The sequence below is a fragment of the Streptomyces sp. R44 genome (assembly GCF_041053105.1).
GTDB lineage: Bacteria > Actinomycetota > Actinomycetes > Streptomycetales > Streptomycetaceae > Streptomyces.
This window is the reverse complement of sequence record NZ_CP163444.1, coordinates 1,177,438-1,202,475: the sequence shown is the minus strand read 5'-3', so window position 1 is coordinate 1,202,475 and position 25,038 is coordinate 1,177,438. Positions and strand designations below refer to the sequence as shown.

The 25,038-nt window shown below is 72.4% G+C and carries 21 protein-coding genes; 15 read left to right on the top strand and 6 right to left on the bottom strand.

Features of this window, described 5'->3' with window-relative positions:
- The first annotated feature begins 99 nt into the window (after positions 1-99).
- Complete coding sequence (locus AB5J54_RS05515; protein ID WP_369142761.1) at positions 100-669, top strand: HutD family protein; 570 nt, start codon at positions 100-102, stop codon at positions 667-669.
- A 97-nt stretch (positions 670-766) separates the two neighbouring features.
- Here AB5J54_RS05515 and hutG read toward each other — a convergent pair whose 3' ends face one another.
- On the bottom strand, positions 767-1,747 hold the full coding sequence (hutG, locus tag AB5J54_RS05510; protein WP_369142760.1) for a formimidoylglutamase: 981 nt from the start codon (positions 1,745-1,747) through the stop codon (positions 767-769).
- A complete protein-coding gene (gene hutU, locus AB5J54_RS05505; RefSeq protein ID WP_369142759.1) occupies positions 1,744-3,429 on the bottom strand; it encodes a urocanate hydratase in 1,686 nt (561 codons plus the stop codon). The genes hutG and hutU overlap by 4 nt, the downstream gene beginning before the upstream one ends.
- Positions 3,430-3,614: 185 nt before the next feature.
- On the opposite strand from hutU, the gene hutC reads away from it, so the two are divergent.
- Complete coding sequence (gene hutC, locus AB5J54_RS05500; protein ID WP_369142758.1) at positions 3,615-4,391, top strand: histidine utilization repressor; 777 nt, start codon at positions 3,615-3,617, stop codon at positions 4,389-4,391.
- Between the two features lie 24 nt (positions 4,392-4,415).
- Here hutC and AB5J54_RS05495 read toward each other — a convergent pair whose 3' ends face one another.
- A complete protein-coding gene (locus AB5J54_RS05495; RefSeq protein ID WP_369142757.1) occupies positions 4,416-5,252 on the bottom strand; it encodes an IclR family transcriptional regulator in 837 nt (278 codons plus the stop codon).
- Between the two features lie 159 nt (positions 5,253-5,411).
- Between AB5J54_RS05495 and AB5J54_RS05490 the strand changes: the two genes are divergently transcribed.
- A complete protein-coding gene (locus AB5J54_RS05490; RefSeq protein WP_369142756.1) occupies positions 5,412-6,851 on the top strand; it encodes an amino acid permease in 1,440 nt (479 codons plus the stop codon).
- Between the two features lie 31 nt (positions 6,852-6,882).
- Here AB5J54_RS05490 and AB5J54_RS05485 read toward each other — a convergent pair whose 3' ends face one another.
- Entirely contained in the window at positions 6,883-8,061 is a 1,179-nt protein-coding gene (locus tag AB5J54_RS05485) for a glycosyltransferase (protein WP_369142755.1), read from the bottom strand.
- 58 nt (positions 8,062-8,119) lie between these two features.
- On the opposite strand from AB5J54_RS05485, the gene AB5J54_RS05480 reads away from it, so the two are divergent.
- The 7 genes from AB5J54_RS05480 to AB5J54_RS05450 all read left to right on the top strand — a co-directional run bounded on the left by AB5J54_RS05480 (position 8,120) and on the right by AB5J54_RS05450 (position 15,182).
- A complete protein-coding gene (locus AB5J54_RS05480) occupies positions 8,120-8,914 on the top strand; it encodes a glutamate racemase (protein ID WP_369142754.1) in 795 nt (264 codons plus the stop codon).
- A gap of 119 nt (positions 8,915-9,033) precedes the next feature.
- Positions 9,034-9,606, top strand: coding sequence for a hypothetical protein (locus AB5J54_RS05475; protein WP_369142753.1), 573 nt, complete (start codon positions 9,034-9,036; stop codon positions 9,604-9,606).
- Positions 9,607-9,706: 100 nt separating this feature from the next.
- Positions 9,707-11,305, top strand: coding sequence for an apolipoprotein N-acyltransferase (lnt, locus tag AB5J54_RS05470; RefSeq protein WP_369142752.1), 1,599 nt, complete (start codon positions 9,707-9,709; stop codon positions 11,303-11,305).
- Between the two features lie 58 nt (positions 11,306-11,363).
- The gene (locus AB5J54_RS05465) at positions 11,364-11,846 is read left to right on the top strand and encodes an NUDIX domain-containing protein (RefSeq protein ID WP_369142751.1); all 483 of its coding nucleotides are present in this window, start codon (positions 11,364-11,366) and stop codon (positions 11,844-11,846) included.
- Between the two features lie 55 nt (positions 11,847-11,901).
- The gene (locus tag AB5J54_RS05460; protein ID WP_369142750.1) at positions 11,902-12,741 is read left to right on the top strand and encodes a 3-hydroxybutyrate dehydrogenase; all 840 of its coding nucleotides are present in this window, start codon (positions 11,902-11,904) and stop codon (positions 12,739-12,741) included.
- A gap of 68 nt (positions 12,742-12,809) precedes the next feature.
- A complete protein-coding gene (locus AB5J54_RS05455; protein ID WP_369142749.1) occupies positions 12,810-14,702 on the top strand; it encodes a helix-turn-helix domain-containing protein in 1,893 nt (630 codons plus the stop codon).
- 264 nt (positions 14,703-14,966) lie between these two features.
- Entirely contained in the window at positions 14,967-15,182 is a 216-nt protein-coding gene (locus tag AB5J54_RS05450) for a hypothetical protein (RefSeq protein WP_369142748.1), read from the top strand.
- Positions 15,183-15,248: 66 nt separating this feature from the next.
- Here AB5J54_RS05450 and AB5J54_RS05445 read toward each other — a convergent pair whose 3' ends face one another.
- Together AB5J54_RS05445 and AB5J54_RS05440 are read right to left on the bottom strand one after the other, a co-directional pair.
- On the bottom strand, positions 15,249-16,619 hold the full coding sequence (locus tag AB5J54_RS05445) for an MFS transporter (protein ID WP_369142747.1): 1,371 nt from the start codon (positions 16,617-16,619) through the stop codon (positions 15,249-15,251).
- 63 nt (positions 16,620-16,682) lie between these two features.
- Complete coding sequence (locus tag AB5J54_RS05440) at positions 16,683-17,105, bottom strand: transposase (protein WP_369142746.1); 423 nt, start codon at positions 17,103-17,105, stop codon at positions 16,683-16,685.
- 699 nt (positions 17,106-17,804) lie between these two features.
- Between AB5J54_RS05440 and AB5J54_RS05435 the strand changes: the two genes are divergently transcribed.
- The 5 genes from AB5J54_RS05435 to AB5J54_RS05415 all read left to right on the top strand — a co-directional run bounded on the left by AB5J54_RS05435 (position 17,805) and on the right by AB5J54_RS05415 (position 24,865).
- Entirely contained in the window at positions 17,805-17,975 is a 171-nt protein-coding gene (locus tag AB5J54_RS05435; RefSeq protein ID WP_369142745.1) for a plantaricin C family lantibiotic, read from the top strand.
- Positions 17,976-18,077: 102 nt separating this feature from the next.
- A complete protein-coding gene (locus AB5J54_RS05430) occupies positions 18,078-21,017 on the top strand; it encodes a type 2 lanthipeptide synthetase LanM family protein (RefSeq protein ID WP_369142744.1) in 2,940 nt (979 codons plus the stop codon).
- Positions 21,017-23,158: a peptidase domain-containing ABC transporter gene (locus AB5J54_RS05425; RefSeq protein ID WP_369142743.1), complete on the top strand. Its 2,142-nt coding sequence runs from the start codon at positions 21,017-21,019 to the stop codon at positions 23,156-23,158. The genes AB5J54_RS05430 and AB5J54_RS05425 overlap by 1 nt, the downstream gene beginning before the upstream one ends.
- Before the next feature lie 55 nt (positions 23,159-23,213).
- Positions 23,214-24,128, top strand: coding sequence for an ABC transporter ATP-binding protein (locus tag AB5J54_RS05420; RefSeq protein ID WP_369142742.1), 915 nt, complete (start codon positions 23,214-23,216; stop codon positions 24,126-24,128).
- Positions 24,128-24,865: an ABC transporter permease subunit gene (locus tag AB5J54_RS05415; RefSeq protein WP_369142741.1), complete on the top strand. Its 738-nt coding sequence runs from the start codon at positions 24,128-24,130 to the stop codon at positions 24,863-24,865. Before AB5J54_RS05420 ends, AB5J54_RS05415 begins: the two co-directional genes overlap by 1 nt.
- Positions 24,866-25,038: the final 173 nt, after the last annotated feature.

Here is a 25,038-nt window from a genome sequence, read left to right as displayed (position 1 = left end):
CCCACGACACCTCCCCCTCTCCCGCGGCCCGGGCGGCGGGGGAGGATGTCGTGTTTCCCGGCCCGACGACCGACCCGTCCAGAAGGAAGTACACCCCTCATGGCACCTCAGATCCTGCGCGCACACGACCGGACCCCCGCCCCGTGGAAGAACGGCGGCGGCATCACCACCGAGGTCATGGCCCATCCCCGGGGCGCCGGCACCGACGACTTCGCGTGGCGGATCAGCGTCGCCGACGTCGCGAGCAGCGGCCCGTTCTCCGCGTTCGAGGGCGTCGACCGGATCATCACGGTCGTGGAGGGGCCGGGCATGGCCCTCACCGTCGACGGCACCGAGCACGTCGTGGACACCCGCTACGCGCCCTTCGCCTTCTCCGGCGACGCCACCACCGACTGCCGGCTCCTCGACGGCCCGATCGTCGACTTCAACGTGATGGTCCGGCGCGGCGGGACGAAGGCCGATGTCACCGTCGAGCGCCGCTCCACGGTCCTGCGCCCCGCCCCCGGGACCCGCGTCCTCGCGATCGTCCTCGACGGCAGCGCGACCCTGGACCGGGAGCCCGTCCGCCTCGGCCGGCTCGACGCGGTCCTGCTCCACGACGACGAGGACCCCGCCGACATCACCGTCGACGGGGTCCTCGCGATCGTCGCCCTCACGGACGTCCGCTGAGCGGATCCGGGTGGGCCGCCCGGCATGAAGAGCTGCGGCCGCCAGGCCGCGGCTCTCACCTGCCGGGCGACCTGGCGGCCTGTTCGGGGGGAGGGCGTCACGCCCAGGTGGTGACCGTCCGGTGCACCAGACGGGCGCCGGCCCGCGCCGTGCGCTGGTCGACGTCGAACTCCGGATTGAGCTCGGCGACCTCGACGACCACGAGCTTGCCGCTGCGCGCGACCCGGGTGCAGACCCGCTCGACGACCTCCATCGGCACGCCGTACGCGGCGGGCGCGCTGACCCCGGGGGCGACGGCCGCCGGCAGCACGTCCAGGTCGATCGTCAGATGCACGAGCTCGCAGCTCGCCAGGAACTCGTCGACGAACGACTCGACCCGCGCGATGTCGAGCAGCCCGCACTCGGTGTCCGCCAGATACCGCACCCCGAGCGACTCCGCGGTGCGGAACAGGGTCTCGGTGTTCGCGGCCTGGCTGATGCCCAGTGCCCAGTAGTCGAGCTCACGGCCGTGCCGCCGCTCGTTCCGCGCCATCTGCAGGAACGGCGTGCCCGAGCTGGGCCGCACGTCGTCGCGGAGGTCGAAGTGCGCGTCGAGGTTCAGCACGCCGAGGCGTCCGCCGGCCGTCAGCGCCCGCGTCCGCTCCAGACCGCTGTACGTACCGAACGCGACCTCGTGGCCGCCGCCGAGGACCACCACCGGGTGGCCCGCGTCGACGAGGTGCGCGACCGCGCGGCCCAGCCGCTCCTGACCGGCCTCCAGGGCGTCGTCGGCGTCGCCGGCGACCTCCACGTCACCGGCGTCGAAGGCCCGCAGCGGCTTCGGCAGCGCCATCGAGGCGAGGGCCCGCCGCAGGGCGTCGGGCCCCTGCGCGGCTCCCTGCCGCCCCTTGTTGCGGCGCACGCCCTCGTCACTGGCGAATCCGACGAACGCCACGTCGCCCGGCTCCGTCAGCTGCGGATCGAGCCCGACGGCGTGGTGCCAGCGCAGGTGCTCCGCGCCGGGCCCGTCGTCCCGGCCCGACCAGGGGCGGGCCGGGACGTCCGTGACGGGGGGAGCGGTCTCCTGGAACGTGCTCACGCCGCGCCGTCCCCGGACTCGGTCATCGGGATGCGCACGCCGCGCTCCTGGGCGACCGAGGAGGCGTACGCGTAACCGGCGTCGACGTGCCGGATGACACCCATGCCGGGGTCGTTCGTCAGGACGCGCTCCAGCTTGCGGGCCGCGAGCTCGGTGCCGTCGGCGATGCAGACCTGGCCGGCGTGGAGGGAGCGGCCCATGCCGACACCGCCGCCGTGGTGGATGGAGACCCAGGAGGCACCCGAGGAGGTGTTCACCAGGGCGTTGAGCAGCGGCCAGTCGGCGATGGCGTCGGAGCCGTCGAGCATCGCCTCGGTCTCGCGGTACGGGGAGGCCACCGAACCCGAGTCGAGGTGGTCGCGGCCGATGGCGACCGGCGCGGACAGCTCGCCGTTCGCGACCATCTCGTTGAACCTGAGGCCGGCCAGGTGGCGTTCGCCGTAGCCGAGCCAGCAGATGCGCGCGGGCAGGCCCTCGAACGAGACGCGCTCACCGGCCATGTCGAGCCAGCGGTGCAGGTGCTCGTTCTCGGGGAACAGCTCCTTGATCGCCTTGTCGGTGGCCTCGATGTCCTTCGGGTCGCCGGACAGCGCGGCCCAGCGGAACGGGCCGAGGCCCTCCTCGAACAGCGGGCGGATGTGCGCCGGCACGAAGCCGGGGAAGTCGAAGGCACGGTCGTAACCGGCCTTGCGGGCCTCGTCGCGGATCGAGTTGCCGTAGTCGAAGACCTCGGCGCCCTTGTCCAGGAAGCCGACCATGGCCTCGACGTGCAGGGCCATGGACGTGCGGGACCGCTCGGTGAAGCCGGCCGGGTCCGCCTCGCGCTCCTTGTGCCAGTCCTCGACCGGGATGCCGACGGGCAGGTAGGCCAGCGGGTCGTGGGCGGAGGTCTGGTCGGTGACGATGTCGATCGGGGCGTCGCGGCGCAACAGCTCCGGGAAGATCTCGGCGGCGTTGCCGACGACACCGATGGACAGGCCGCGGCGCTCGTCGCGGGCCCGGACGGCCAGTTCGAGGGCGTGGTCGAGGTTGTCGGCCTTCACGTCCAGGTAGCGGGTGCCGATGCGGCGGTCGATGCGCGTCTCGTCGACGTCGACACAGATCGCGACACCGTCGTTCATCGTCACGGCCAGCGGCTGGGCGCCGCCCATGCCGCCCATGCCGGCGGTCAGCGTGATCGTGCCGGCCAGCGTGCCGCCGAACTTCTTGCGGGCGACGGCGCCGAAGGTCTCGTAGGTGCCCTGCAGGATGCCCTGGCTGCCGATGTAGATCCACGAACCGGCCGTCATCTGCCCGTACATGGTCAGGCCCTCGGCCTCCAGCTTGCGGAACTCCTCCCAGTTGGCCCAGTCGCCCACCAGGTTGGAGTTGGCGAGGAGCACGCGCGGCGCCCACTCGTTCGTGCGCATCACGCCGACCGGCTTGCCGGACTGCACCAGGAGGGTCTCGTCGTCCTTGAGCGTCTTGAGCGTGCGGACGATGGCGTCGTACGCCTCGTGGTTGCGGGCTGCCTTCCCCGTACCGCCGTAGACGACGAGGTCCTCGGGGTGCTCGGCGACCTCGGGGTCGAGGTTGTTCATGAGCATCCGCAGGGCGCCTTCCTGCTGCCATCCGAGGCAGTTCAGTTCGGTGCCGCGGGGGGCCCGGACGACGCCCGGCGCTTCGTGGGAAGGGCTGGTCATGTGTGCTCCTCAGGGGGATCGAGCCGTTGTGCACCCTCATGACACGCGAGCGGCGGAGCCGGGACCAGCGGCGGCGCCCGCATCTCTCGGATCCGAGACACTTCCCCCGGGAGGGGACCGGCGGCCGGGTCGTCGCCGGCACCGCTCCCCTAGGATTCGTCCCAGGCAGGAGGCAGGGGGAGCGGATGGCGAGGACGGTGGGCGGCGTGGTCGTGGACCCGGCGGAGCTGGCCCGGTGGTACGCGCAGGGCGCGGGCGGTTCCGTCCCCGCGTACCAGCGCGTCAAGGAGCTCGTCCGGCGGCAGATCAGCAACGGCCACTGGCAGGAGGACGACGCCCTGCCCTCGGAGAGCCAGTTCGTCGACGCCCTCGGCCTGTCCCGCATGACCGTCAACCGCGCCCTGCGCGAGCTCGCCGCCGAGGGCGTCATCCGGCGCGTCATGGGCGTGGGCAGCTTCGTCTCCCAGCGCAAGGCCAGCTCCGCGCTCCTGGAGGTGCACAACATCGCCGCCGAGGTGGAGCACCGCGGTCACCGCTACGCCGCCCGCGTGCTGTCCCTGGGCGAGGAGAAGGCCGACGACAGGACCGGCGCGCACCTCGGTCTCGGCACCGGGCAGCCGGTCTTCCGTTCGCGGGTGGTGCACTACGAGGACGGGGTGCCGCTCCAGCTGGAGGACCGCTACGTCAACCCGGCCTTCGCCCCCGGCTATCTGGACCAGGACTTCACGCTGCAGACGCCGTACACGTTCCTGTCGAAGGTCGCGCCGCTCGGCCGGGGCGAGCACATCGTGGAGGCGGTCCTGGCGTCGCCCGAGGAGTGCGCGGTCCTCGACATCGGGCCGTCCGAGCCGTGCCTGCTGATCGAGCGCCGCACGTGGTCGCGGGACGCGCTCGTGAGCATCGCGCGCCTGCTCCACCCGGGCTCCCGGTACCGCCTGGAAGGCGCGTTCGCCACGCACTGACAGGCCCTGGCGCCCGTCCTCGGGTCAGGCGGCGGCCTGTGCCCCCGCGCCCGTCGGCGCGTGACCCGAGACCGCCGCGGTCAGCCGCGCCGCACCCTGCGCCAGGGCCTCGCGGACCTCCTCGGTGTCGTGGCGCCCGTGGTGGCGGCGCCAGGTGGTGCTGATCGCGGCGACCGGCCGCTCGTTGTGGTCGAACGCGGCCACGCCCATCGAGCAGAAGCCCTGCGATACCAGCTCCACCTCCTGCGACCAGCCGCGCTCCCGCTCCCGGGCCAGCTCGCCGGCCAGTTCCGGCACGGAGCGCGGACCGCGGCCGGTGCGGGTGGTCAGATCGCCGGGCCGGGAGAACAGGGCCCGCAGCTGCGCCTCCGAGGTGTGGGCGAGGATGGCGCGGCCGTTGGCCGTCAGATGGGCCGGCAGGCGCACGCCGACGTCCGTCACGAGTGCGATGTCGATGTCCCCCGCACGGGCCGGGGGCCGTTCCTTGAGCAGGTAGACCGTCTCCGCGCCGTGCAGGATGCCCAGGTGCACGGTCTGGCCCAGGCGGCTCGCGGCCGCGCGCAGGATCGGCCGGGCGAGCCGTTCGAGGGGCTCGTGGCGCAGATAGGCCGAGCCCACCTCGAAGGAGGTCACGCCGAGCCCGTACGCCTGCTCCGACGGGACGTACGTGACGAAGCCGCGGTCGGTCAGCACGGTGAGGATGTGGTACGCGGACGAGCGCGGAATGCCCAGGTCGCGGGCGAGCGTGGCGGCCTGTACGAGACCGGGCCGGCCGGCGAGGTACACGAGCATGTCCAGGGCGCGCGCGACGGCCGGGGACGCGCTGGAGGCCGGACCGGGCGTCTGGCTGCGTTCACTCATCGGATCACCTCTTGACGCGCCTGTATAGACAGGAATATACAGGCTGGCGTTCGCCGTCGAAAGCTCGGACGACAGGCCGGTGCCGCGAGGCACATCGCTCCGCCAGGTCCTCCGGCACGTCCCGCGGCACCCCGCCCCCCCCAAGAGGGAGACACTCGTTTGCGTACCGAAAACGCCGGTCTGAGCCGCGGGCTCACCTCACGGCACATCCGCTTCATCGCCCTCGGCTCCGCGATCGGCACCGGGCTCTTCTACGGCTCCTCCGCGTCCATCGAGGCGGGCGGCCCCGCGGTCCTGCTCGCCTACCTGATCGGCGGCGCCGCCGTCTTCCTCGTCCTGAGGTCCCTCGGCGAGATGGCCGTGGCGTCCCCCTGCGCCGGTTCCTTCGGCGAGTACGCGAACCGGCACCTCGGGCCGCTCGCCGGCTTCGTCACCGGCTGGACGTACGCCTTCGAGATGGTCATCGTCGCCGTCGCCGACGTCACCGCCATCGGTGTCTACATGGGCTTCTGGTTCCCCGAAGTCCCGCGCTGGATCTGGGTCCTGGCCGCCGTCCTCGTCGTCGGCGCGCTCAACCTCGTCAGCGTCAAGGTCTTCGGCGAGCTGGAGTTCTGGCTGTCCCTCGTGAAGATCGTCGCCATCGTCGCGATGATCGTCGTCGGAATCGTGGTGATCGCCTTCGGCCTCGGCAGCGGCCACGTCCACGTCGGCATCGACAACCTCTGGGCCAATGGAGGATTCTTCGCCGGAGGCATCGACGGCCTCGTGATCTCGTTCGCCATCGTCATGTTCGCCTTCGGCGGCACCGAGATCATCGGCGTCACGGCGGGCGAGGCGGAGTCCCCGGAGAAGACCATCCCGGGCGCGGTGAACTCCATCCCGCTGCGCATCATCCTCTTCTACGTGCTGACCCTCGCCGTGATCATGTCGATCACCCCGTGGCAGCAGATCAGCGACTCCGGCAGCCCCTTCGTGCAGATCTTCGCCGGTGTCGGACTCAAGTCCGCGGCCGCGGTCCTCAACGTCGTGGTCCTCACCGCCGCCCTGTCCGCCATCAACAGCGACATCTTCGCCGCGGGCCGCACCATGTACGGCCTCGCCGAGCGCGGCCACGGCCCCTCCGTCATGCGTCGCACGACGCCCAACGGCGTGCCCTGGGTGACCACCCTCGTCATGATCGGCGCCCTGCTCCTCGGCGTCGTGATGAACGCGGTCGTCCCCGGCGAGATCTTCCTGATCATCTCCTCCATCGCCACGTTCGCCACGGTCTTCGTCTGGGTGATGATCCTGCTCACCCACATCAGGGCCCGCCGCGCGATGTCCGCCGAGGAGTCCGCGGCCCTGAAGTTCCCGGCCCCGTTCTGGCCCTACGCCCAGATCGTCGCCCTCGTCTTCATGGCGGCGGTGCTGGTCCTGCTCGGCGTCCACGAGAGCACCCGCGTGGCGCTCCAGGTGGGCGTGGTCTGGCTGGCGCTGCTCACGGTGGTCTACCTCCTCACGGTCCGCCGCCGACGGGACCGGACCCCAGCCGGTGCCGCCCCGTCGGACGCCCCCGCGGCCACCACGGCGGCGGAGGAGCCGGCCGGGATCTCCGGCTGAACCGAGGCCTGCGCCGGGCGGCCCGGGCCGGTCACCGGTCCGGCGCCGCCTCCGGACGGGCGTACGTCCGGCCCTTCCAGGCCGCGCCCCGGCCCCGGTGGTGACGGACCGCCGAGTCCACCGTCATCAGGAGATAGAGGAACGCGGTGAACGGCAGCAGCGGGGCGAGCCACAGCGGCTGCCGGTAGTAGCGGAGCATCGGCACGTACGTCCCCGCCATCACCGCCCACGCCACCCCGCCCGCCCAGGCCGTCACCGCGTCCCCGCTCCACACCCCCGCCACCAGGGCCACCGGCGGCACCAGATAGACGAGGGCCAGACCCGCCACCGTCCCCGCGAGCAGCAGCGGGTTGTGCCGCAGCTGCGCGTACGCGCTCCGCGCGATCATCCGCCACAGCTCGCCCAGGCCCGGATACGGGCGGACGCTGTCGACCCGCTCCGCGAGGCCCAGCCAGATCCGGCCCCCGGACCGCCGCACCGCACGCGCGAGCGACACGTCGTCGATCACGGCCTGCCGGATCACCTCCGGCACGTTCGCCGCCACCGCCGTCTCCGTCCGCAGCAGCACGCAACCGCCCGCGGCGGCCGTCGCCAGCGGCCGCGGCCGGTTGATCCAGCGGAAGGGGTAGAGCTGGGCGAAGAAGTAGACGAACGCCGGCACCACCAGGCGCTCCCAGAAGCTCGCGACCCGGAGCCGCGCCATCTGCGACACCAGATCCAGATCGTGGTCCACGGCCGCCGCGACGAGCCGCCGCAGACTGTCCGGCTCGTGCGCGATGTCCGCGTCCGTCAGGAGGAGGTACTCCGGCCCACGCGCGCGTGCCCGTGCCATGCCGTGCCGCAGCGCCCACAGCTTCCCCGTCCAGCCCGGCTCCGGCTCTCCCGGCGACACGACCGTCAGCGGCAGCCCGCCGTACCGCTCGGACAGCTCCACGGCGAGCTTCCCCGTACCGTCCGTGCTCCCGTCGTCGACGAGGAAGACCTCCGCGGCCCCCGGATAGTCCTGTACGAGGAGCGAGGGCAGGCTCATCGGCAGCACCTCGGCCTCGTCCCGCGCCGGCACGACGACCGCCACCCGAGGCCACCCGCCGGTCCGGGGCCCGCGCGGGGGCGGCAGCCGCTGATCCGTGCGCCAGAAGAAGCCCTGGCCGAGCAGCAGCCAGACCCAGGCGGCCAGGGCGACGATCGAGAACCAGGCGAAGGTGCTCATTCGCCGCAGTCTGCCCCAGATCGCGGGGGACGCAAGGCTCATCGGCTAGGGTGACCGGGTGAAGATCGCGCTCATGGACTCCGGAATCGGCCTCCTCCCCGCGGCCGCCGCGGTGCGGCGGCTCCGGCCGGACGCGGATCTCCTCCTCTCCAACGACCCCGACGGCATGCCGTGGGGCCCGCGCACCCCCGAGGACCTCACGGGGCGCGCCCTCGACGTCGCCCTCGCCGCCGCCGAGCACCGGCCCCAGGCGCTCATCGTGGCCTGCAACACCGCCACCGTGCACGCCCTGCCGGCCCTCCGCGCCGCCCTCGAACCGGAGATCCCCGTCATCGGCACGGTGCCCGCGATCAAGCCGGCCGCCGCGGCCGGCGGCAAGGTCGCCATCTGGGCCACCCCCGCCACCACCGGCAGCGCCTACCAGCGCGGACTCATCCGCGACTTCGCCGACGGCGCCGAGGTCACCGAGGTGCCCTGCCCGGGTCTCGCCGACGCCGTGGAGCACGCCGACCGGGACGCCGTCGACGCCGCCGTCGCCGCGGCGGCCGCGCTCACCCCGACCGACGTCCGCGCCGTCGTCCTCGGCTGCACCCACTACGAGCTCGTCGAGGAGCGGATCCTCGCCGCCCTGGCGGACCGCCGCCAGGGCGGACTCCCGCCGATCGTCTTCCACGGCTCCGCCGAAGCCGTCGCCGCCCAGGCCCTGCGCCGGATCGGCGCCGAGCCGGCGCCCGACGCGGACCCCACCGGCACCCTCTCCGTCCTGCTCAGCGGACGGCCCGGCGACCTCCCCGCCACCGCCCTGACCTACGCCGAGGGCCGCGCCCTCGCCGCCACGGCCGCCGTGCGCTGAGCACGCCCCGTACCGCTCACCGAGCATCCGGGCGCCGTACACCGGCGGCCCTCACCGAGTGTCACCGGGCGACCGCGCTCCGGCGCGCTGCTTCTGTCGATCCTGGGTACTCTCCCCTTATGAGGGAGCACTCCCGGAACTCGAACCCGCGCGCCGACGAGCCGGCACCCGCCGTCTGGACCGGCCGCGCCACCAACCGCTTCCAGTGGGTCGCGGCCGTCGCAGGCGCCGCCTGCATGGCCCTGGGCATCACCCTCGCGGTCGAGTCCCCGTGGACCTCCGGCATCGCCGCCCTCCTGATGGCCGTCATCGGCTGCGTCGCGGCCGGGCTGCTCGTCCTCTTCGGCACCCTCGCCTTCGTGCACGTCGCCGTGAAGGTCGACGACCGCGCCATGGAGGTCCGCTGCGGCCACATCGGCCTGCCGCGCCGCCGCATCCCGCTCAACCAGGTCGTCGGCGCCGACTTCGCGCCCAGCGTCACCCCGCGCCAGTGGGGCGGCTGGGGCTACCGCTGGCGGCCCGAGAAGGGCACGGCCGTGGTCGTCCGGCGCGGCGAGGGCCTGGTCCTGCGCCTCGGCGACGGCCTCACCTTCACGGTGACCGTCGACGACGCCGAATCCGCGGTCCGTGTCATCCGCGCCCGCCTCCGCCACCCGGCGCCGCCGGCCCCGCCCGCCGCCACCGGTGTCTGACCGGGCCGACGAGACACCCCCGTACACCTCCCGGAGAACGCTCCGCGGCCGGTCCGTACCGCCCTCCTCGCGGCTGCAGAGGACACGTAGACTCCGCAAGGTGAGCGCCACCATCACCCCCGTCGACGCCTCCGGACCCGACACCGCACCCACGCCGGCCTCCCGGCTCCGGCGGTTCGTGCGGCCCGGGGCGGCTCTGCTGTCCGGGTTCCTGCTCTACCTGAGCTTCCCGCCGCGCCCCCTGTGGTGGCTCGCGCTGCCCGCCTTCGCCCTGCTCGGCTGGACCCTGCGGGGCCGCCGTCTCCGCGCCGGGTTCGGCCTGGGCTACCTCGCCGGACTCGGCTTCCTGCTGCCGCTCCTCGTGTGGACCGGCGAGGAGGTCGGCGCCGGACCGTGGCTCGCGCTCGCCGCCGTCGAGGCGCTGTTCGTGGCCGCGGCGGGCCTCGGCATCGCCGCCGTCTCCCGGCTGCCCTGGTGGCCCTTCTTCGCCGCCGGGGTGTGGATCCTCGCCGAGGGGGCACGCGCGCGCGTGCCCTTCGGCGGCTTCCCCTGGGGCAAGGTCGCCTTCGGGCAGGCCGACGGCCTCTTCCTGCCGCTCGCCGCCGTCGGCGGCACCCCCGTGCTCGGCTTCGCCGTCGCCCTCTGCGGATTCGGCCTGTACGAGGCGTACCGGCAGTTCCGCGCCCGCCGGGCCACCGGCGCCGTCCCGCGCGGCCCGCTCGCCGCCGCGGCGCTCTCCGTCCTCGTCCCGGTCACCGGCGCCCTCGCCGCGCTGCCCCTCGTCGACGACTCCGCCGAGGACGGCACCGCCACCGTCGCCGCCGTCCAGGGCAACGTGCCGCGCCTCGGCCTCGACTTCAACGCCCAGCGCCGCGCCGTCCTCGACAACCACGTGGCCCGCACCCGCGAGCTCGCCCAGGCCGTCAAGGAGGGCCGCGAGCCGCAGCCCGACTTCGTCCTGTGGCCGGAGAACTCCTCCGACATCGACCCGTACGCGAACGCCGACGCGGCCGACGTCATCGACGCCGCCGTCAAGGAGATCGGCGTGCCGACCGTGATCGGCGCCGTGATCACCCCCGAGACCGGCAAGCTCCGCAACACCCTCATCGAGTGGGACCCCGAGCGCGGCCCCGTCGCCACCTACGACAAGCGGCACGTCCAGCCCTTCGGCGAGTACATCCCGATGCGCCCCTTCGTACGGATCTTCAACAGCAACGTCGACCGGGTGAGCCGCGACTTCGGCGCCGGTACGAAGGTCGGCGTCTTCGACCTCGCCGGTACGAAGGTCGGCCTCGCGACCTGCTACGAGGCGGCCTTCGACTGGGCCGTGCGCGACACCGTCACCCACGGCGCCCAGCTGATCACCGTCCCCAGCAACAACGCCACCTTCGGGCGCAGCGAGATGACCTACCAGCAGCTCGCGATGAGCCGGGTGCGCGCCGTCGAGCACAGCCGGTCGGTCGTCGTGCCCGTCACCAGCGGCGTCAGCGCGATCATCCGCCCCGACGGCGAGATCGTCGCGCAGACGAAGATGTTCACCCCCGACGTCCTCGTCGAGAAGGTGCCGCTGCGATCCTCGCAGACCCCCGCGACCCGCCTGGGCACCCTGCCCGAGGCCCTGCTCGCGGTGCTCGCGGCGGCCGGACTCGGCTGGGCCGCCGCCCGCGCGGTCCGCGCCCGGCGCACCCCGGCGGCCTGAGGACCCGACAGCACGCCGCGCCCCCGGCCCCGATCCGTAGATGATCTAGGGTCGGGGCATGGGTACTCCTGACTTCATCCTCGAACTGCGCAAGACGGCCGGCCACCAGCTGCTCTTCCTGCCGGGCGTCAGCGCCGTCGTCTTCGACGACCGGGGCCGGGTCCTGCTCGGCAAGCGCGCCGACAACGGCCTCTGGGCGGTCGTCGGCGGCATCGTCGACCCGGGGGAGCAGCCCGCCGACGCCGTGGTGCGCGAGGTGTACGAGGAGACCGCCGTGCGCTGCGTGCCCGAGCGGATCCTGCTCGTGGAGACCCTGCGCAAGCCCGTCGTCTACCCCAACGGCGACACCTGCCAGTACATGGACGTCGCGTTCCGCTGCCGGGCCGTCGGGGGCGAGGCACGGGTCAACGACGACGAGTCGACCGAGGTCGGCTGGTTCGAGGTGGACCGGCTGCCGGAGATGAAGCGGTTCTCGTACCTGCGGATCGAGAAGGCGCTCGCCGAAGAACCCACATGGTTCCGCACCACAGCAACCAGCTGAACTGTGGGCCCGGCGCACATCGGTGGGGGAGGGGCCCCTTCATAGGGTGCGGAGCATGAGCGCACCCCACACCGTCCCCGACACCGAAACCGGTGCGGACGTCGTCTCGCCCCTGCCCCGCGTCGCGGGCCTCGCCCTCGACCTCACCGGCCGCACCGCGCTCGTCACCGGCGCGGCCGGCGGCATCGGGCGCGCCTGCGCCCTGCGGCTCGCCGCCGCCGGGGCCCGGGTCAGAGCCGTCGACCGGGCCGCCGAGGGGCTGGAAACCCTGGCCGAGGAGGCCGGCGCGCTCCCCGGCACCCTCGAACCCCGCCTCCTCGACCTCACCGACCTGGACGCGGCGGAGGCCGAGGCCGCCGGCACCGACATCCTCGTCAACAACGCCGGGATGCAGCTGGTCCGCCCCATCGAGGAGTTCCCCCCGGACGTCTTCCACACCGTCCTCACCGTGATGCTGGAAGCACCCTTCCGGCTCATCCGGGGCGCCCTGCCCCATATGTACGGCCAGGGCTGGGGGCGGATCGTGAACCTCTCCTCCGTCCACGGACTGCGCGCCTCCGCCTTCAAGTCCGCCTATGTGGCCGCCAAACACGGTCTGGAGGGCCTCTCCAAGACCGCAGCCCTCGAAGGCGCCCCGCACGGGGTCACCTCCAACTGCGTCAACCCCGGCTATGTCCGCACCCCGCTCGTCGAACGGCAGATCGCCGACCAGGCCGCCGCCCACGGCATCCCGCCGCAGCGCGTCCTCGCCGAGGTCCTCCTCAAGGACTCGGCGCTCAAGCGGCTCATCGAACCGGAGGAGGTCGCCGAGGCCGTCCTCTACCTCTGCACCCCCCAGGCCTCGTTCATCACCGGCAGCTCCCTCACCCTCGACGGCGGCTGGACCGCCCACTGAGTCAGACCCCCGCACAGCTTGTCCACAGGGGTGGTGCGACCACACGTACGGCAGGTATCCCTGTGTCCATGTCCCACGAACACCTCTCGTACCTGGAACTCCTCGCCCGCGGCGCGGCGACGGAGGCCTACGACCGGCCCGTGCTGCTCGCCCGCGCGAGCGGCGCGGGCCCCGAGGCGCTGGCCGGACTCGAAGAGGCCAAGCAACTCGCGCTGCGGGTCCGGGCCGAGCTGGAGGGGCGGCGGCGCCGCGAGGCGGAGCTCTCCGCCCTCTTCGCCACCGCCCACGACCTCGCGGGACTCCGCGACCTCGACGCGGTGCTGCGCGCCATCGTGCAGCGCGCCCGCTCGCTGCTCGGCACCGAGGTCGCCTACCTCAGCCTCAACGACCCCTCGGCCGGGGACACGTACATGCGGGTCACCGAGGGCTCGGTCTCCGCCCGGTTCCAGCAGGTGCGCCTCGGCATGGGCGAGGGGCTCGGCGGCCTCGTCGCCCAGACCGCCCGCCCGTACGTCACCGACGACTACTTCCAGGACCCGCGCTTCCAGCACACGCGCGCCATCGACGCGGCCGTACGGGACGAGGGCCTCGTCGCCATCCTCGGCGTGCCGCTCAGCCTCGGCAGCCAGGTCATCGGCGTGCTGTTCGCCGCCGACCGCAGGGCCAGGGTCTTCGAGCGCGAGCAGGTCGCGCTCCTCGGCTCCTTCGCCGCGCACGCCGCCGTCGCCATCGACACCGCCAACCTGCTCGCCGAGACCCGCTCGGCCCTCGCCGAGCTGGAGCGGGCCAACGACATCATCCGCGAACACAGCGCCGTCATCGAGCGGGCCTCCGAGGTCCACGACCGGCTCTCCGAGCTGGTCCTGCACGGCGGCGGCGTCCACGACGTGGCCCACGCCGTCTCCGAGGTCCTCGGCGGCACCGTCGAGTTCACCGAGACGGGCGCCGGCTCCGCCCGCCGCGCCGGGGGCCACGCGGTCCGCGAGGGCGACGACTGGGTGGCCGCCGTGTCCGCCGGCGGCGAGACGCTGGGCGCGCTCGTGCTCCACGGGCAGCCCGAGCTCGACCCCGTCGACCAGCGCACCCTGGAGCGCGCCGCCCTCGTGACCTCCCTGCTGCTGCTCGCCCGGCGCTCGGCGGGCGAGGCCGAGCAGCGGGTGCGGGGCGAGCTCCTGGACGACCTCCTCGACGCCCCCGACCGGGACCGCCGCCTGCTGCGCGAGCGCGCCGCCCGCCTCCGTACCGACAGCGAGGCCCCGCACGTCGTGCTCGCCGCCCGCGTCGACCGGGCCACCGAGGACGCCGCCGACTCCGAGGCCGGGCGCCGGGAGAGCGCCGACCGGCGGCGCCTGTGGTCGGCCGCCTCGCACCTGGCCGCCACCCGCCACGGACTCGCCTCGGCCCGTGACGGCGGTACGGTCCTGCTGCTGCCGCTCGGGCCGGGGGAGAGCGCCGCCGAGCTCGCCCGCCAGACCGCGAGGAGCCTGGGCGGCAGCCTGCGCGAGCCGGTCACCGTCGGCGCCTCCGCTCCCGTACGGCGGGTCCTCGACCGCCCGGACCAGGTGGCCGTCGCGTACGAGGAGGCCCGCCGCTGCCTGGACGCGCTCGTCCTGCTGCACCGCACGGGCCAGGGCGCGGCCGCCGAGGACCTCGGCTTCCTCGGTCTCCTCCTCGCCGACGGCCGGGACATCGACGGCTTCGTGGGCCGGACGATCGGTCAGGTCGTCGCCTACGACCGGCGGCGCGGCACCGAGCTGGTCCGCACCCTGGACGCCTACTTCGCCAGCGGCATGAGCCCGGCCCGTACCAAGGACGAACTCCACGTCCACGTGAACACGGTGGCCCAGCGCCTGGAGCGCGTCGGCCGGCTCCTCGGCCCCGACTGGCAGTCCCCGGCCCGCGCCCTGGAGATCCAGCTGGCCCTCCGGCTGCACGCGATGTCGGCGGCCGTCGCCCGCTGAACGGCGGGGACGCGCCGCGTCGGTGGAATTCAGCCAATGAGTTGGCGGCTTAACTTCACTCCATGGCAGTCGAATTGACGAGCGGTTAGCCTGGCCGCAGAGAGCGACACGTCTGTTCGGAGGTCTCATTGGCTGCCTCGCTCGGAGCGTGGCCCCGGCCCGCCGGCTTACGCCGGACGCGCTGACCGGTCCACACCATGGAGCACGTACCTCGGTGAGGTGTGCCCCTGTCCGAGCGAACAACAAGTCAATGGAGGCACCCTCGTGTCGGCTCATGCCACCCGGTCGAACGTCTGCAGGCATCCCGGACGTGACGTGGCGATCGTCGCCCTGTCCGCCGTCGTCGTGGCCCTCGTCGCCGTTGTCCTCGTCATGGCGGTGAACGGCGGCCCCCTGGCCATCCTAGGAGCGGGCGGCACCAGCCTGGCCGCGAGCTTCACCGTGGGCATGGGTGTCCTGCAGCACCTCAAGCCCAGCTAGACGCCGCCGGCCCGAGCGGCCCCCTCCACCCACCGGTGGAGGGGGCCGCTCGGTGCCGGGCTCCGGTCAGGCGTCGGCGCGGACCGGGGCGGCGGCCCGCGGGGCGTCCTCGGCGACCTCGGACAGGTCGCGTTCGCGGGTCTCGCGGGCGCAGGCGAGGGCGACGACGGTGAGCAGGGCTGCGGCGATCACGTACAGGGCGATCGGCGTCGAGGCGCCGTGGTCCTGGAGGAGCGCGGTCGCGATGAGCGGCGCGGGGGCCCCGGCGGCCACGGAGGAGAACTGGGCGCCGATGGAGGCGCCGGAGTAGCGCATCCGGGTCGCGAACATCTCGGAGAAGAAGGCCGCCTGCGGCGCGTACATCGCCCCGTGCAGGACCAGGCCGACGGTGACGGCGAGGAGCAGGGAGCCGAAGCTGCCGTGGTCGATGAGCCGGAAGAACGGGAACATCCAGGCCCCGACGCCGACCGCGCCGATCAGGTAGACCGGGCGGCGGCCGATCCGGTCGGACAGCGCGCCCCAGGCGGGGATGACGGCGAAGTGGACGGCGGAGGCGATGAGGACGGCGTTGAGGGCGGTCTGCTTGGTCAGGCCCACCTGGGTCGTCGCGTACACGAGGATGAACGCGGTGATCACGTAGTACGAGATGTTCTCCGCCATGCGGGCGCCCATCGCGATGAGCACGTCCCGCCAGTGGTGCTTCAGCACGGCGACCAGCGGCATCTTCTCGACCTGCCCGGCGGCCGCCCTGCGCTCCTCGGCGGCGGCGAGCGCCGCCTTGAAGACGGGCGACTCGTCGACGGAGAGCCGGATCCACAGGCCGACGACCACCAGGACGCCGGAGAGCAGGAAGGGAACGCGCCAGCCCCAGGAGGCGAAGGCGGCATCGGAGAGCAGCGCGGTCAGCGCCGACAGCACACCGGTCGCGAGCAGTTGGCCGGCCGGCGCCCCGGTCTGCGGCCAGGAGGCCCAGAACCCGCGCCGCTTCGCGTCGCCGTGCTCGGACACCAGCAGGACGGCGCCGCCCCACTCACCGCCGAGCGCGAAGCCCTGGACGAGACGCAGCGCCGTGAGCAGCACCGGAGCGGCGGAGCCGACGGTGGCGTGCGTCGGCAGCAGCCCGATCGCGAACGTCGCCCCGCCCATCAGCAGCAGGCTCAGGACAAGCAGCTTCTTCCGCCCGAGCCGGTCCCCGTAGTGTCCGAAGACGAGTGCGCCGAGCGGCCGCGCGGCGAACCCGACGGCGTAGGTCAGGAACGACAGCAGCGTCCCGACCAGCGGGTCGGACTCGGGGAAGAACAGCTTGTTGAAGACCAGCGCGGCGGCGGACCCGTACAGGAAGAAGTCGTACCACTCGATGGTCGTGCCGATGAGGCTGGCGGCGACGATGCGCTTGAGGGAACCGGGGGGTGTGGGAGCGGTTGTTGCGGCGGCCATGTGCACCACTTCCAGGCATGTGCGGGGACGTTTCGGTGTCGCCACACCGTAGGAAGGCGCAGGTCAGGGGCGTATGTGGTGGGACACCATAGTTCGGGTGGGCCGTGTGCGCCCAGCCTCCATGGCCTGCTGTGGTGACCCTGCCGCAGGCCTTCGAGGGGCCTGATGAATGGCTGTCCGGGTGATCTGACCGAGGTCGGCCGCGGCAAGGTTTCCGATGTCGCGTTCGACCAGCGACCAGATGCCCTCCCGAGGGTTCAAGTCCGGTGAGTGACTTGGAAGTTGGAATACGGTGAGCCAGTGCGCATGGTCGTCGATGAACCGGCGCATCGGTTCGACCAGGTGCATGCGCGGGTTGTCCCACACGAGCACGATCGGGCCGCCGAGCTGGATGTGTGCCCTGACCAGCAGGTCGCGCAGGTGGCGCCGGCCGATACCCTTCGGCTCGCCCTTGCGACCCCGGTACTCGCGGACCGAGTAGAACATCCGGGACCGCTTTCCCGGCTTGTAGCAGGTCGGCCCAGCCGTGGGCCAGCGGCCCGCGTTCCAGCCGGGCGATCTGCGTGTCGCTGAGCTTCGGCCGCCCAGGCGAACCCTTCGACAGGGCTCCCGCTTCGCCGCGCTCGCGCCACCGCTCCACGGACCGCTCGCCGACCCGCAGCGCGGCAGCGATCTCCCTGGGGAGCCACGCTGGGGCCGCACTCCATCGCGTTGCCCGGTGCCTTGCCGGCGGCCGGCACGGCGGTGGGGCCCGCGTCCCTGGTGATGCGCGGGGAGCGAGTACCGGCCGGCCGTGTCACGGAGATGATCTACGGCCGCGAAAGTATCGCGAGCGGAAATTGGCCGATCGCATTCGGCCCCCTATTCGCCGCGCATATCCAGTGCATCCGGTTGCGCATACGGCCGCGCACGAATCCGCCGGAAAATGAGCTGCACCAAGTTGCCAGCACCCTGGCAGGATTTGGCCACGTGGCATCGAAGCCGCAGGTCAACAGCGTCATCGGGGGCTCGCGCGGCATCACCGGAAACGTATTTCTGGGACCCGCCGGGCGACCGATGGGTTGTGGACTGGCTATCGACGCGCATAGCTTTCCCTCGTCGCTCAGCCGGGCGACGAGCCATGGGCCGAAGATTTCCGCAGAATGGCCCATTGGATATATGCGGTCGGATTGGATGTGAATTCACATGAACAACTTCGACGGTGACATCTCGCTCATCGAGGAGATCGCGGAGCAGGACTTCGACGGCGTCGCCTACGGCGCGTGCTCGACCAACACGTTCTCGCTGTCCGACTTCCTCGGCAACCACGGCGGCTGGTGCACGCTGACCAAGGAGTGCCAGCCCAACTGCAGCTGAGCCCGAAGGGCTTGGTACTGACCGGGGGCGGGGAGCGGCTCATGCTCCCCGCCCCCGGCGCAACGTGGCAATCTATCACCTTCCGCGCAGGGAGCCGGAGCATTGATCTCGCCCGCGAATCTTTACCCAGAACTCGACAGCGTCGAAATCCGCGAAACCATCGAACCCCTCGGCGTTTTCGCGCCCGCCGTCCACGTCAAGCTCTCGGCTCCGTCCGACGTCGCTCCAGAGGCCCCCTCGCCGGCCGCGCTCGCCTGGTCGCTGGAGCCGGAGGAGTATCCGTTCCAGCGCGTGATCCGGCGACTGGCACTGCCGGCTGCCGACAGGCTCCTCCCCGAGGACCTCACGGAAGCCGTCGCCGACCTGGACGCCTTCACGCTCCAGGTGCTCGGCCGGGCCGAGGCCCGGCTCCGCGACGTGGCGACCCGTACCCTGGTCGCCGCGGTCAACAAGGCCTCCACCGACGGGCTGCTGCGGGGGGCGACCCCGCACGAGCGCTACCAGGACTTCGTCACCCGGGCATGGAGAGACGCCCTGGAGCCCTTCCCGGTGCTCCGCTCCGCGGCCGGCCATGTGGTGCGCAACGCCCGCGAGGCCGCGCGGGAACTGGTCCGGCGCCTCCACGCCGACCGGGAGGAGGTCTTCCGGTTCTCCGGCATCGCCCCCGGCGACCCGCTGCTGTCCATCGGCGGGGCCGACGGCGACTCGCACGCCCACGGCAGGGCGGTGAGCATCCTGACGTTCGCCTCGGGGGCCCGCCTGGTCTACAAGCCCCGGGACGTCTCCTGCGAGGCGGCCTTCGAGACCGTCGTCGAGCGCGTCAACGCGGAGGCCGACTGCGCACTGCCCGCCGCCCGCACCCTGGTGTGCGACGGGTACGGGTACGTCGAGTACGTCGAACAGCAGGACATCGGCGGATTCAGCGTGCCGTTCATGCGGGCCTGCGGCCAGTTGGCCGCCGTGTTCTACCTGCTGGACGCGCGGGACATGCACTTCGAGAACATCCTGCCCACCCGCCGGGGCCCGGTGGCCATCGACCTCGAGACGCTGCTGCACCCCTCCCGGGTGCACACCGGCCCCACCCCGGAGGCCGAGGGCAACGCGTACGACGAGATCGGCCGCAGCGTCTACGGCATCGGGATCCTCCCGTTGGTCCTGGCCGGCAAGAACGAGGACTCCGGCTACGTCGACCTCGGTTTCCTCGGCGGCGACAACCAGGGCGTGTCCCCCTTCAAGACCATGGTCTTCGAGCACCCCTTCACCGACCGGATCCGGGTGCACCTCCAGGCCCGCCCGTCCGAGCAGCGCTCCACCGTGGTCCGGGAGAGCACCGAACAGGAGATCCACGGGCTCGCCGGACAGATGGCCGACGGGTTCCGGCAGGTCTGCGAGGCGGTGATGCGCCGGCCCTCCTGGTGGACCACCCTGCTGGAGGAGCTCGCTCCGGCCATGCGCCTCCGCTACATCCACAACCCGACGTCGCAGTACGCGCAGATCCTGCGGATGGCAGCCTCCGCCGCCGCGATGGCCGACCCGGCCCTCGCCCAGGCCCTGCTCCACAGGATCGCCATCCCCTCCCGGTTCTCCGACCGCAGGCTGGTCGGCTCGGAACTGCGGCAGATGGCCGAACGCGACGTCCCCTACTTCACCGTGCCCGCCACCGGCACCACCGTCCACGACTGCGACGGCGAGGACACCGGCGTCCGGCTCGACCGCACCCCGCTCTCCCGGGCGCTGGCCAAGGCCGCGGCGCTCGACGAGCAGGCGGTCAGACGGCAGCTGCGGCTGCTCCACTCGGCCTTCTGCTCCCGCTTCCCCGACAACCACCTCTCCGGCGGGACCGCCTGGAACGGCCGGACCTCCACCGGAGAGCGCACCGGCCTGGAGCGGCTCGCCCGGTCGCTGGCCGACGCCCTGACCGCGGGCTGCCTCCCCGACCAGTACGGTCATCTCCCCGCCACCTGGATCGGCCCGCTGGCCTCCGCGCAGGCCGCCCGGCCCTGGCCCTCCGGCGTGCTGGGGTACGACCTGTACACCGGACGCACCGGCCCCGCGCTGGCCCTGGCCGCGGCCGCGGCCCACTTCGGCGACGAACGCTACGAGCGGGTGGCACGCCAGGTCTTCGAGCGCAGCGCCGGCATCCTCACCGACGGCGTCTACGAACTGCGCAGCATCCGGCAGAGCGGTGCCGGCGCCTACACCGGAACCACCGGCCTCCTGTTCGCCCTGTGCGAGGCCGGGCGAATCCTGCGGGAGCCGGGCTGGGTCAAGGCGGCACAGGACGCCGTGCCGCTGGTCGTGGAGCAGATCGGCCCCGAGAACACCCCGGAGGTGATCTCCGGGATCTCCGGCATCGCCACGATGATCGCCTCGATCGGCGGTGACCACAGCCTCGACGCCCTGGACGGGCTCACCGGCCGGCTGCTGGGCCATGTGGAGGAACCGTCGGGATCCTGGTGGGAGCAGTCGGGCTTCGCGCACGGCGTCGCGGGAGTCCTGTACGCCCTCGCCGCGCTGCCCGACCACCCCGGACACCGCGTCGACGCCGCCATCGGCGTCCTGACGGACCGCCTGGAGTCCTTCTACGTGCCCCAGGAGCGGAACTGGTCCACCAACTCCGCCTTCCCGGGCCGGTTCTCGACCGGCTGGTGCCACGGCGCCGCCGGCATCGCCATGGCGCTGTCCGCCGTGACCGCCCGGACAGCGGACGAACGGGCCGCCGAGCGCCTGGAGGCGGCCCTCGACAACACCTTCCGGCAGGGCTTCGGACGCAACCTCACCTGGTGCCACGGCGACCTCGGCAACATCGACGTGGTCCGCCGGATCGCCGGCGACGACCAGGAGCTGTCGGAGCGGGCCGCCGCCGTCGAGGCGCGCCGGCTGGGACCCGACGTGGTCGCGGAGAAGCTCGCCGACACCGGCTCCCGCTACGCGCACACCGACAGCGCCATGGTGGGCTCCTCGGGTGTGCTGCTGCACCTGCTCGGCCGCCTCGACGACGCGCGGCCCCGGGTGTCGCCGATCTGGCACGGAGCCCTCTGATGGGCCTCCGGGTTCCCTCCGTCACCCAGGTCACCCAGACGGAGTGCGGGCTGTGCTGCTGCGTCGCGGTGCTGGGGTACCACGGCCGCACCGAGGACTTCCGGACCGTGCGGGAGGACCTGGAGGCCGGCCGGGACGGTCTCGGAGCGAAGCAGCTCGTGGACTTCCTGCGCTCCAGGGGCATGGAGGTCAAGGCGTTCCGGGCCCGGAGCGTGGAGGCCCTGCGGGGCTTCACCGAGCCGGTGATCCTCTTCTGGGAGGACTACCACTTCCTGGTCCTGGAGCGCTTCGACGGCACGACGGCCTGGGTGATGGACCCGGCCGTGGGCCGCAAGCGCCTCACCCGCGACGAGCTGGAGGCCGGCTTCTCCCAGGTGGTGATCGCGGCCTCCCCCGGCCCGGACTTCACCCGGCAGTCCCTCCCCGCCTTCCGGCACTGGCGGTCGCTGCCGCTGGTCCCGGCCCGGGCGGGCCGCCGGATCACCCTGGTCGCCCTGCTGTCGCTGGGCTCCTACGCGGCGGTGCTGGGCATACCGGCGCTGACCAAATGGGCCGTCGACCGGGACGACGCCTGGAGCGACCTGTCCCAGACGGGGCTGATCGCAGGGGCGGTGGCGGCGGCCGCGATCGGCTACCTGCTGCTGTGGATGCTGCGCACCGCCGCGCTGGCGGGGCTGATCGCCGTGACGGGCCATCACCTGATGAGCCATGTCTTCAGGAGACTGCTCTCCCTGCCGTACAAGTTCTTCGCCACCCGGCAGCCCGGCGAGCTGCTGTTCCGCCTGAACACCGTCAACAGCGTCCGGGACCTGCTCTCCTCGCGGATCGCCCAGGGCGTCCTGGACGTGGGGACCCTGGCCTGCATCGGCGTCTACCTGTTCGTCACCGAGTGGCGCATCGGCCTGCTGGCGCTCGCGCTGTTCCTGCTGAACGCCGGATTCCTGTGGCTGAGCCGGCACCGGGTGAAAGAGGTGACGGACACCGAGCTCGCGCTGCTCTCCCGCTCCCAGTCCACGCAGCTCGACGCCATCGTGTCCGTCCCCACCATCAAGATGGGCGGCTACGCCGGCCGGTTCGCCGACGAATGGGAGGCGACCTACGGCGCCTCGCTGGACGCGATGCGCACCCGGATGCGGATCCAGCAGGGCTGGATCTCCGGAATCGCCGCCACCACGCAGATGTTCGGCCCGCTGGCGCTGCTGCTCGCCGGCCTGCACTTCGTGTCGCGGGGGACGGTGACCATCGGCTCGGCCATCGCCGTGCAGGCCGTGGCGGGCACCTTCTTCGCCCTGAGCACGTCCGTCTTCCAGATGCTGACGGAGATCACGGAGACCTCCCGCTACGTGAGCCGGCTGAGCGACATCACGGCGCACGAGAGCGAGCCGGAGGGCGGGCCCCTCACGGAACTCCACGACACCTCGATACGGCTGAGGGAGGTGTCGTTCCGCTACACCCGGCACAGCAGGCCGGTGCTGGAGGACGTGTCGCTGGAGATCCCGGCCGGCGCGAAGGTGGCGTTCGTCGGCGCGTCGGGTTCGGGCAAGTCCACCGTCGGGCGCGTCGTCTGCGGGCTCCACCAGCCGACCGGAGGGGCGGTGGAGTTCTGCGGCCACCCCATGAGCGCCTACCGGACCGACTTCCTGCGCGGGCAGATCGGGTACGTCCCGCAGGAGGTGCACCTGCACAACCGGACCATCCTCGAGAACCTGACCCTGGGCCAGGACATCGACGAGGCCACCGTCCGGGAGTACTGCGCGGCCGTGGGGATCCTCGACTTCGTCGAGGAACTGCCGATGGGGCTGCGGACCCTGGTGTCCGAGATGGGGTCCAACTTCTCCGGCGGGCAGCGGCAGCGGCTGGCCATCGTGCGGACGCTGCTGCAGCGGCCGCGGGTCATCGTCCTGGACGAGGCGACCGCCTCGCTGGACACCGCCAACGAGCGGCGGGTCTCCCGGATCATCGCGGAGACCGGCGCCACGCAGATCGTCATCGCGCACCGGCTGGCGACGATCCAGGACGCGGACCTGATCCACGTACTGGACCGCGGCCGGATCGTGGAGCGGGGGACGCACGAGGAGTTGCTGGCCCTGGGCGGGGTGTACGCGGGGCTGTACGCGGAGCCGATGGCCGGGGCCGTATGAGGGCCGGTGGGCATGGCCGTCCGGTCACGACTGTTCATGGACGAGAGGTGCTGTGATGATCGAGGTCGAGAACCTCACCAAACGGTACGGCGCGAAGGTCGCCGTCGACGGTCTGTCGTTCTCCGTGACCCCGGGGAAGGTCACCGGATTCCTCGGCCCCAACGGCGCCGGCAAGTCCACCACCCTGCGCATGATCCTCGGTCTGGACGAGCCCACCGCCGGCCGGGCCACCGTCCTCGGCGTCCCCTACCGGAGCCTGGCGCGCCCGCTGACCCGGGTGGGAGCGCTGCTCGACACCAGGGCCGTGCACCCGGGCCGCAGCGCCCGGGACCACCTGCGGGTGCTGGCCGCCTCCCACGGCCTGCCCGCCACCCGGGCCGACGAGGTCCTGGACCGGGTCGGCCTGCTCGCGGTGGCCCGGCAGAGGGTGCGCGGCTACTCCCTCGGCATGGGGCAGCGGCTCGGTGTCGCGGCGGCGCTGCTCGGCGACCCCGAGGTGCTGCTGTTCGACGAGCCGGTCAACGGGCTCGACCCCGAGGGTGTCCGGTGGATCCGGGAGCTGATGCGGGGGCTGGCGGCGGAGGGGCGGACGGTGCTGGTCTCCTCCCACCTGATGAACGAGATGGCGGTGACCGCCGACCATCTGGTGGTCGTCGCCCGGGGACGGCTGCTCGCGGACACCCCCGTGGATGCGTTCATCGCCGCGAACTCGGACAGGACCGTGCTGGCCCGGGTGGCCGATCCGGAGCGGATGCGGCGGGCGCTGCGGGAGCAGGGCATCGAGTCCGTACGGCAGGACGACGCGACGCTGGCCGTGAGCGGGGCGTCCGTGGAGAAGGTCGGGCTTGTCGCGAGCTCGGAGAACATTGCCGTTTTCGGGCTGACCGCTTCCGCCGGTTCGCTGGAGGAGGCGTTTATGAAGCTGACCCAGGAACACGCTGAATACCGGGCCTCGATCGGAGGGTTCTGATGAAGCACGCCGTGGCCGCCGAATGGGTCAAATTGACGACGCTGCGGTCTCCGAAATGGTCGCCGGCGGTTTATCTCGTCCTGATGATCGGACTGGCCTTCGTCTACGGGATGGTTCCCGGCGAGAAGCAGCTGACGGCGCCGGGGTTCGACCCGATCGGGCTCGGCCTGTCGGCCGTACCGCTGGGGATGATCGTCCTGGTGATCATGGGGATTCTCGCGGTGACGGGCGAGTACGCGTCGGGGTCGATCAGGAGCAGTCTGCTGGCCGTCCCCGACCGGGCCCGGTTCTACTACGCCAAGGTGGGTCTTGTCAGCCTGGTCAGCGGGGTGCTGGCCGTGGTGGGCGTCGTGCCGGCCTTCCTGATCGTGCAGGGCGGTATCGGGGAGCACCGGGCGCCGGCGGGACTCGCCACGGCGGGCCATGTGGCGGGGGCGGTGCTCTACACGGTGCTGCTGGTGGCGTTCTCCATGGGGGTGGCGACGCTGCTGCGGTCGGGGGCGGCGGCACTGTCCCTTCTGCTTCCGCTGTTCTTCATGCTCTCCACGATCTTGAGCAACGTACCGGGGGTCGGGGAGGTGGCACGGTTCCTGCCGGATGTGGCGGGGGGGATGGTGCTGCGCGGCTCAGGGGGCGATGAGGTGCTGGGGGCGTGGTCCGGGTTGGGTGTGCTCGCCGTGTGGGCGGTCGGGTCGGTGGGACTTGGGCATTGGGTGACTGTGCGGCGGGATGTCTGACGGGTTTGCGCACAGTTCCCACGGATGGGCCCCCACGCGAATGCGTGGGGGTCCATGCGTTTTCCGGTGTATTTCAGTGTGTGCGTACGGGGGCGTCGGGTCTATGCGTTCGGCGAATTATGGGCGGACAGACTGGGAGGCGTCCTCCGAACGCGGAGGGTGTGCGTTCGGTA

What these genes read in the sequence shown, in the direction of transcription:
- AB5J54_RS05465 (WP_369142751.1), top strand. Translation starts at nt 11,364, where the DNA reads ATGGGTACTCCTGACTTCATCCTCGAACTGCGCAAGACGGCCGGCCAC.
- AB5J54_RS05440 (WP_369142746.1), bottom strand. Translation starts at nt 17,105, where the DNA reads ATGTTCTACTCGGTCCGCGAGTACCGGGGTCGCAAGGGCGAGCCGAAG.
- AB5J54_RS05455 (WP_369142749.1), top strand. Translation starts at nt 12,810, where the DNA reads ATGTCCCACGAACACCTCTCGTACCTGGAACTCCTCGCCCGCGGCGCG.
- AB5J54_RS05460 (WP_369142750.1), top strand. Translation starts at nt 11,902, where the DNA reads ATGAGCGCACCCCACACCGTCCCCGACACCGAAACCGGTGCGGACGTC.
- hutC (WP_369142758.1), top strand. Translation starts at nt 3,615, where the DNA reads ATGGCGAGGACGGTGGGCGGCGTGGTCGTGGACCCGGCGGAGCTGGCC.
- AB5J54_RS05485 (WP_369142755.1), bottom strand. Translation starts at nt 8,061, where the DNA reads ATGAGCACCTTCGCCTGGTTCTCGATCGTCGCCCTGGCCGCCTGGGTC.
- AB5J54_RS05420 (WP_369142742.1), top strand. Translation starts at nt 23,214, where the DNA reads ATGATCGAGGTCGAGAACCTCACCAAACGGTACGGCGCGAAGGTCGCC.
- AB5J54_RS05435 (WP_369142745.1), top strand. Translation starts at nt 17,805, where the DNA reads ATGAACAACTTCGACGGTGACATCTCGCTCATCGAGGAGATCGCGGAG.
- AB5J54_RS05515 (WP_369142761.1), top strand. Translation starts at nt 100, where the DNA reads ATGGCACCTCAGATCCTGCGCGCACACGACCGGACCCCCGCCCCGTGG.
- AB5J54_RS05425 (WP_369142743.1), top strand. Translation starts at nt 21,017, where the DNA reads ATGGGCCTCCGGGTTCCCTCCGTCACCCAGGTCACCCAGACGGAGTGC.
- AB5J54_RS05495 (WP_369142757.1), bottom strand. Translation starts at nt 5,252, where the DNA reads ATGAGTGAACGCAGCCAGACGCCCGGTCCGGCCTCCAGCGCGTCCCCG.
- AB5J54_RS05415 (WP_369142741.1), top strand. Translation starts at nt 24,128, where the DNA reads ATGAAGCACGCCGTGGCCGCCGAATGGGTCAAATTGACGACGCTGCGG.
- AB5J54_RS05475 (WP_369142753.1), top strand. Translation starts at nt 9,034, where the DNA reads ATGAGGGAGCACTCCCGGAACTCGAACCCGCGCGCCGACGAGCCGGCA.
- hutU (WP_369142759.1), bottom strand. Translation starts at nt 3,429, where the DNA reads ATGACCAGCCCTTCCCACGAAGCGCCGGGCGTCGTCCGGGCCCCCCGC.
- AB5J54_RS05445 (WP_369142747.1), bottom strand. Translation starts at nt 16,619, where the DNA reads ATGGCCGCCGCAACAACCGCTCCCACACCCCCCGGTTCCCTCAAGCGC.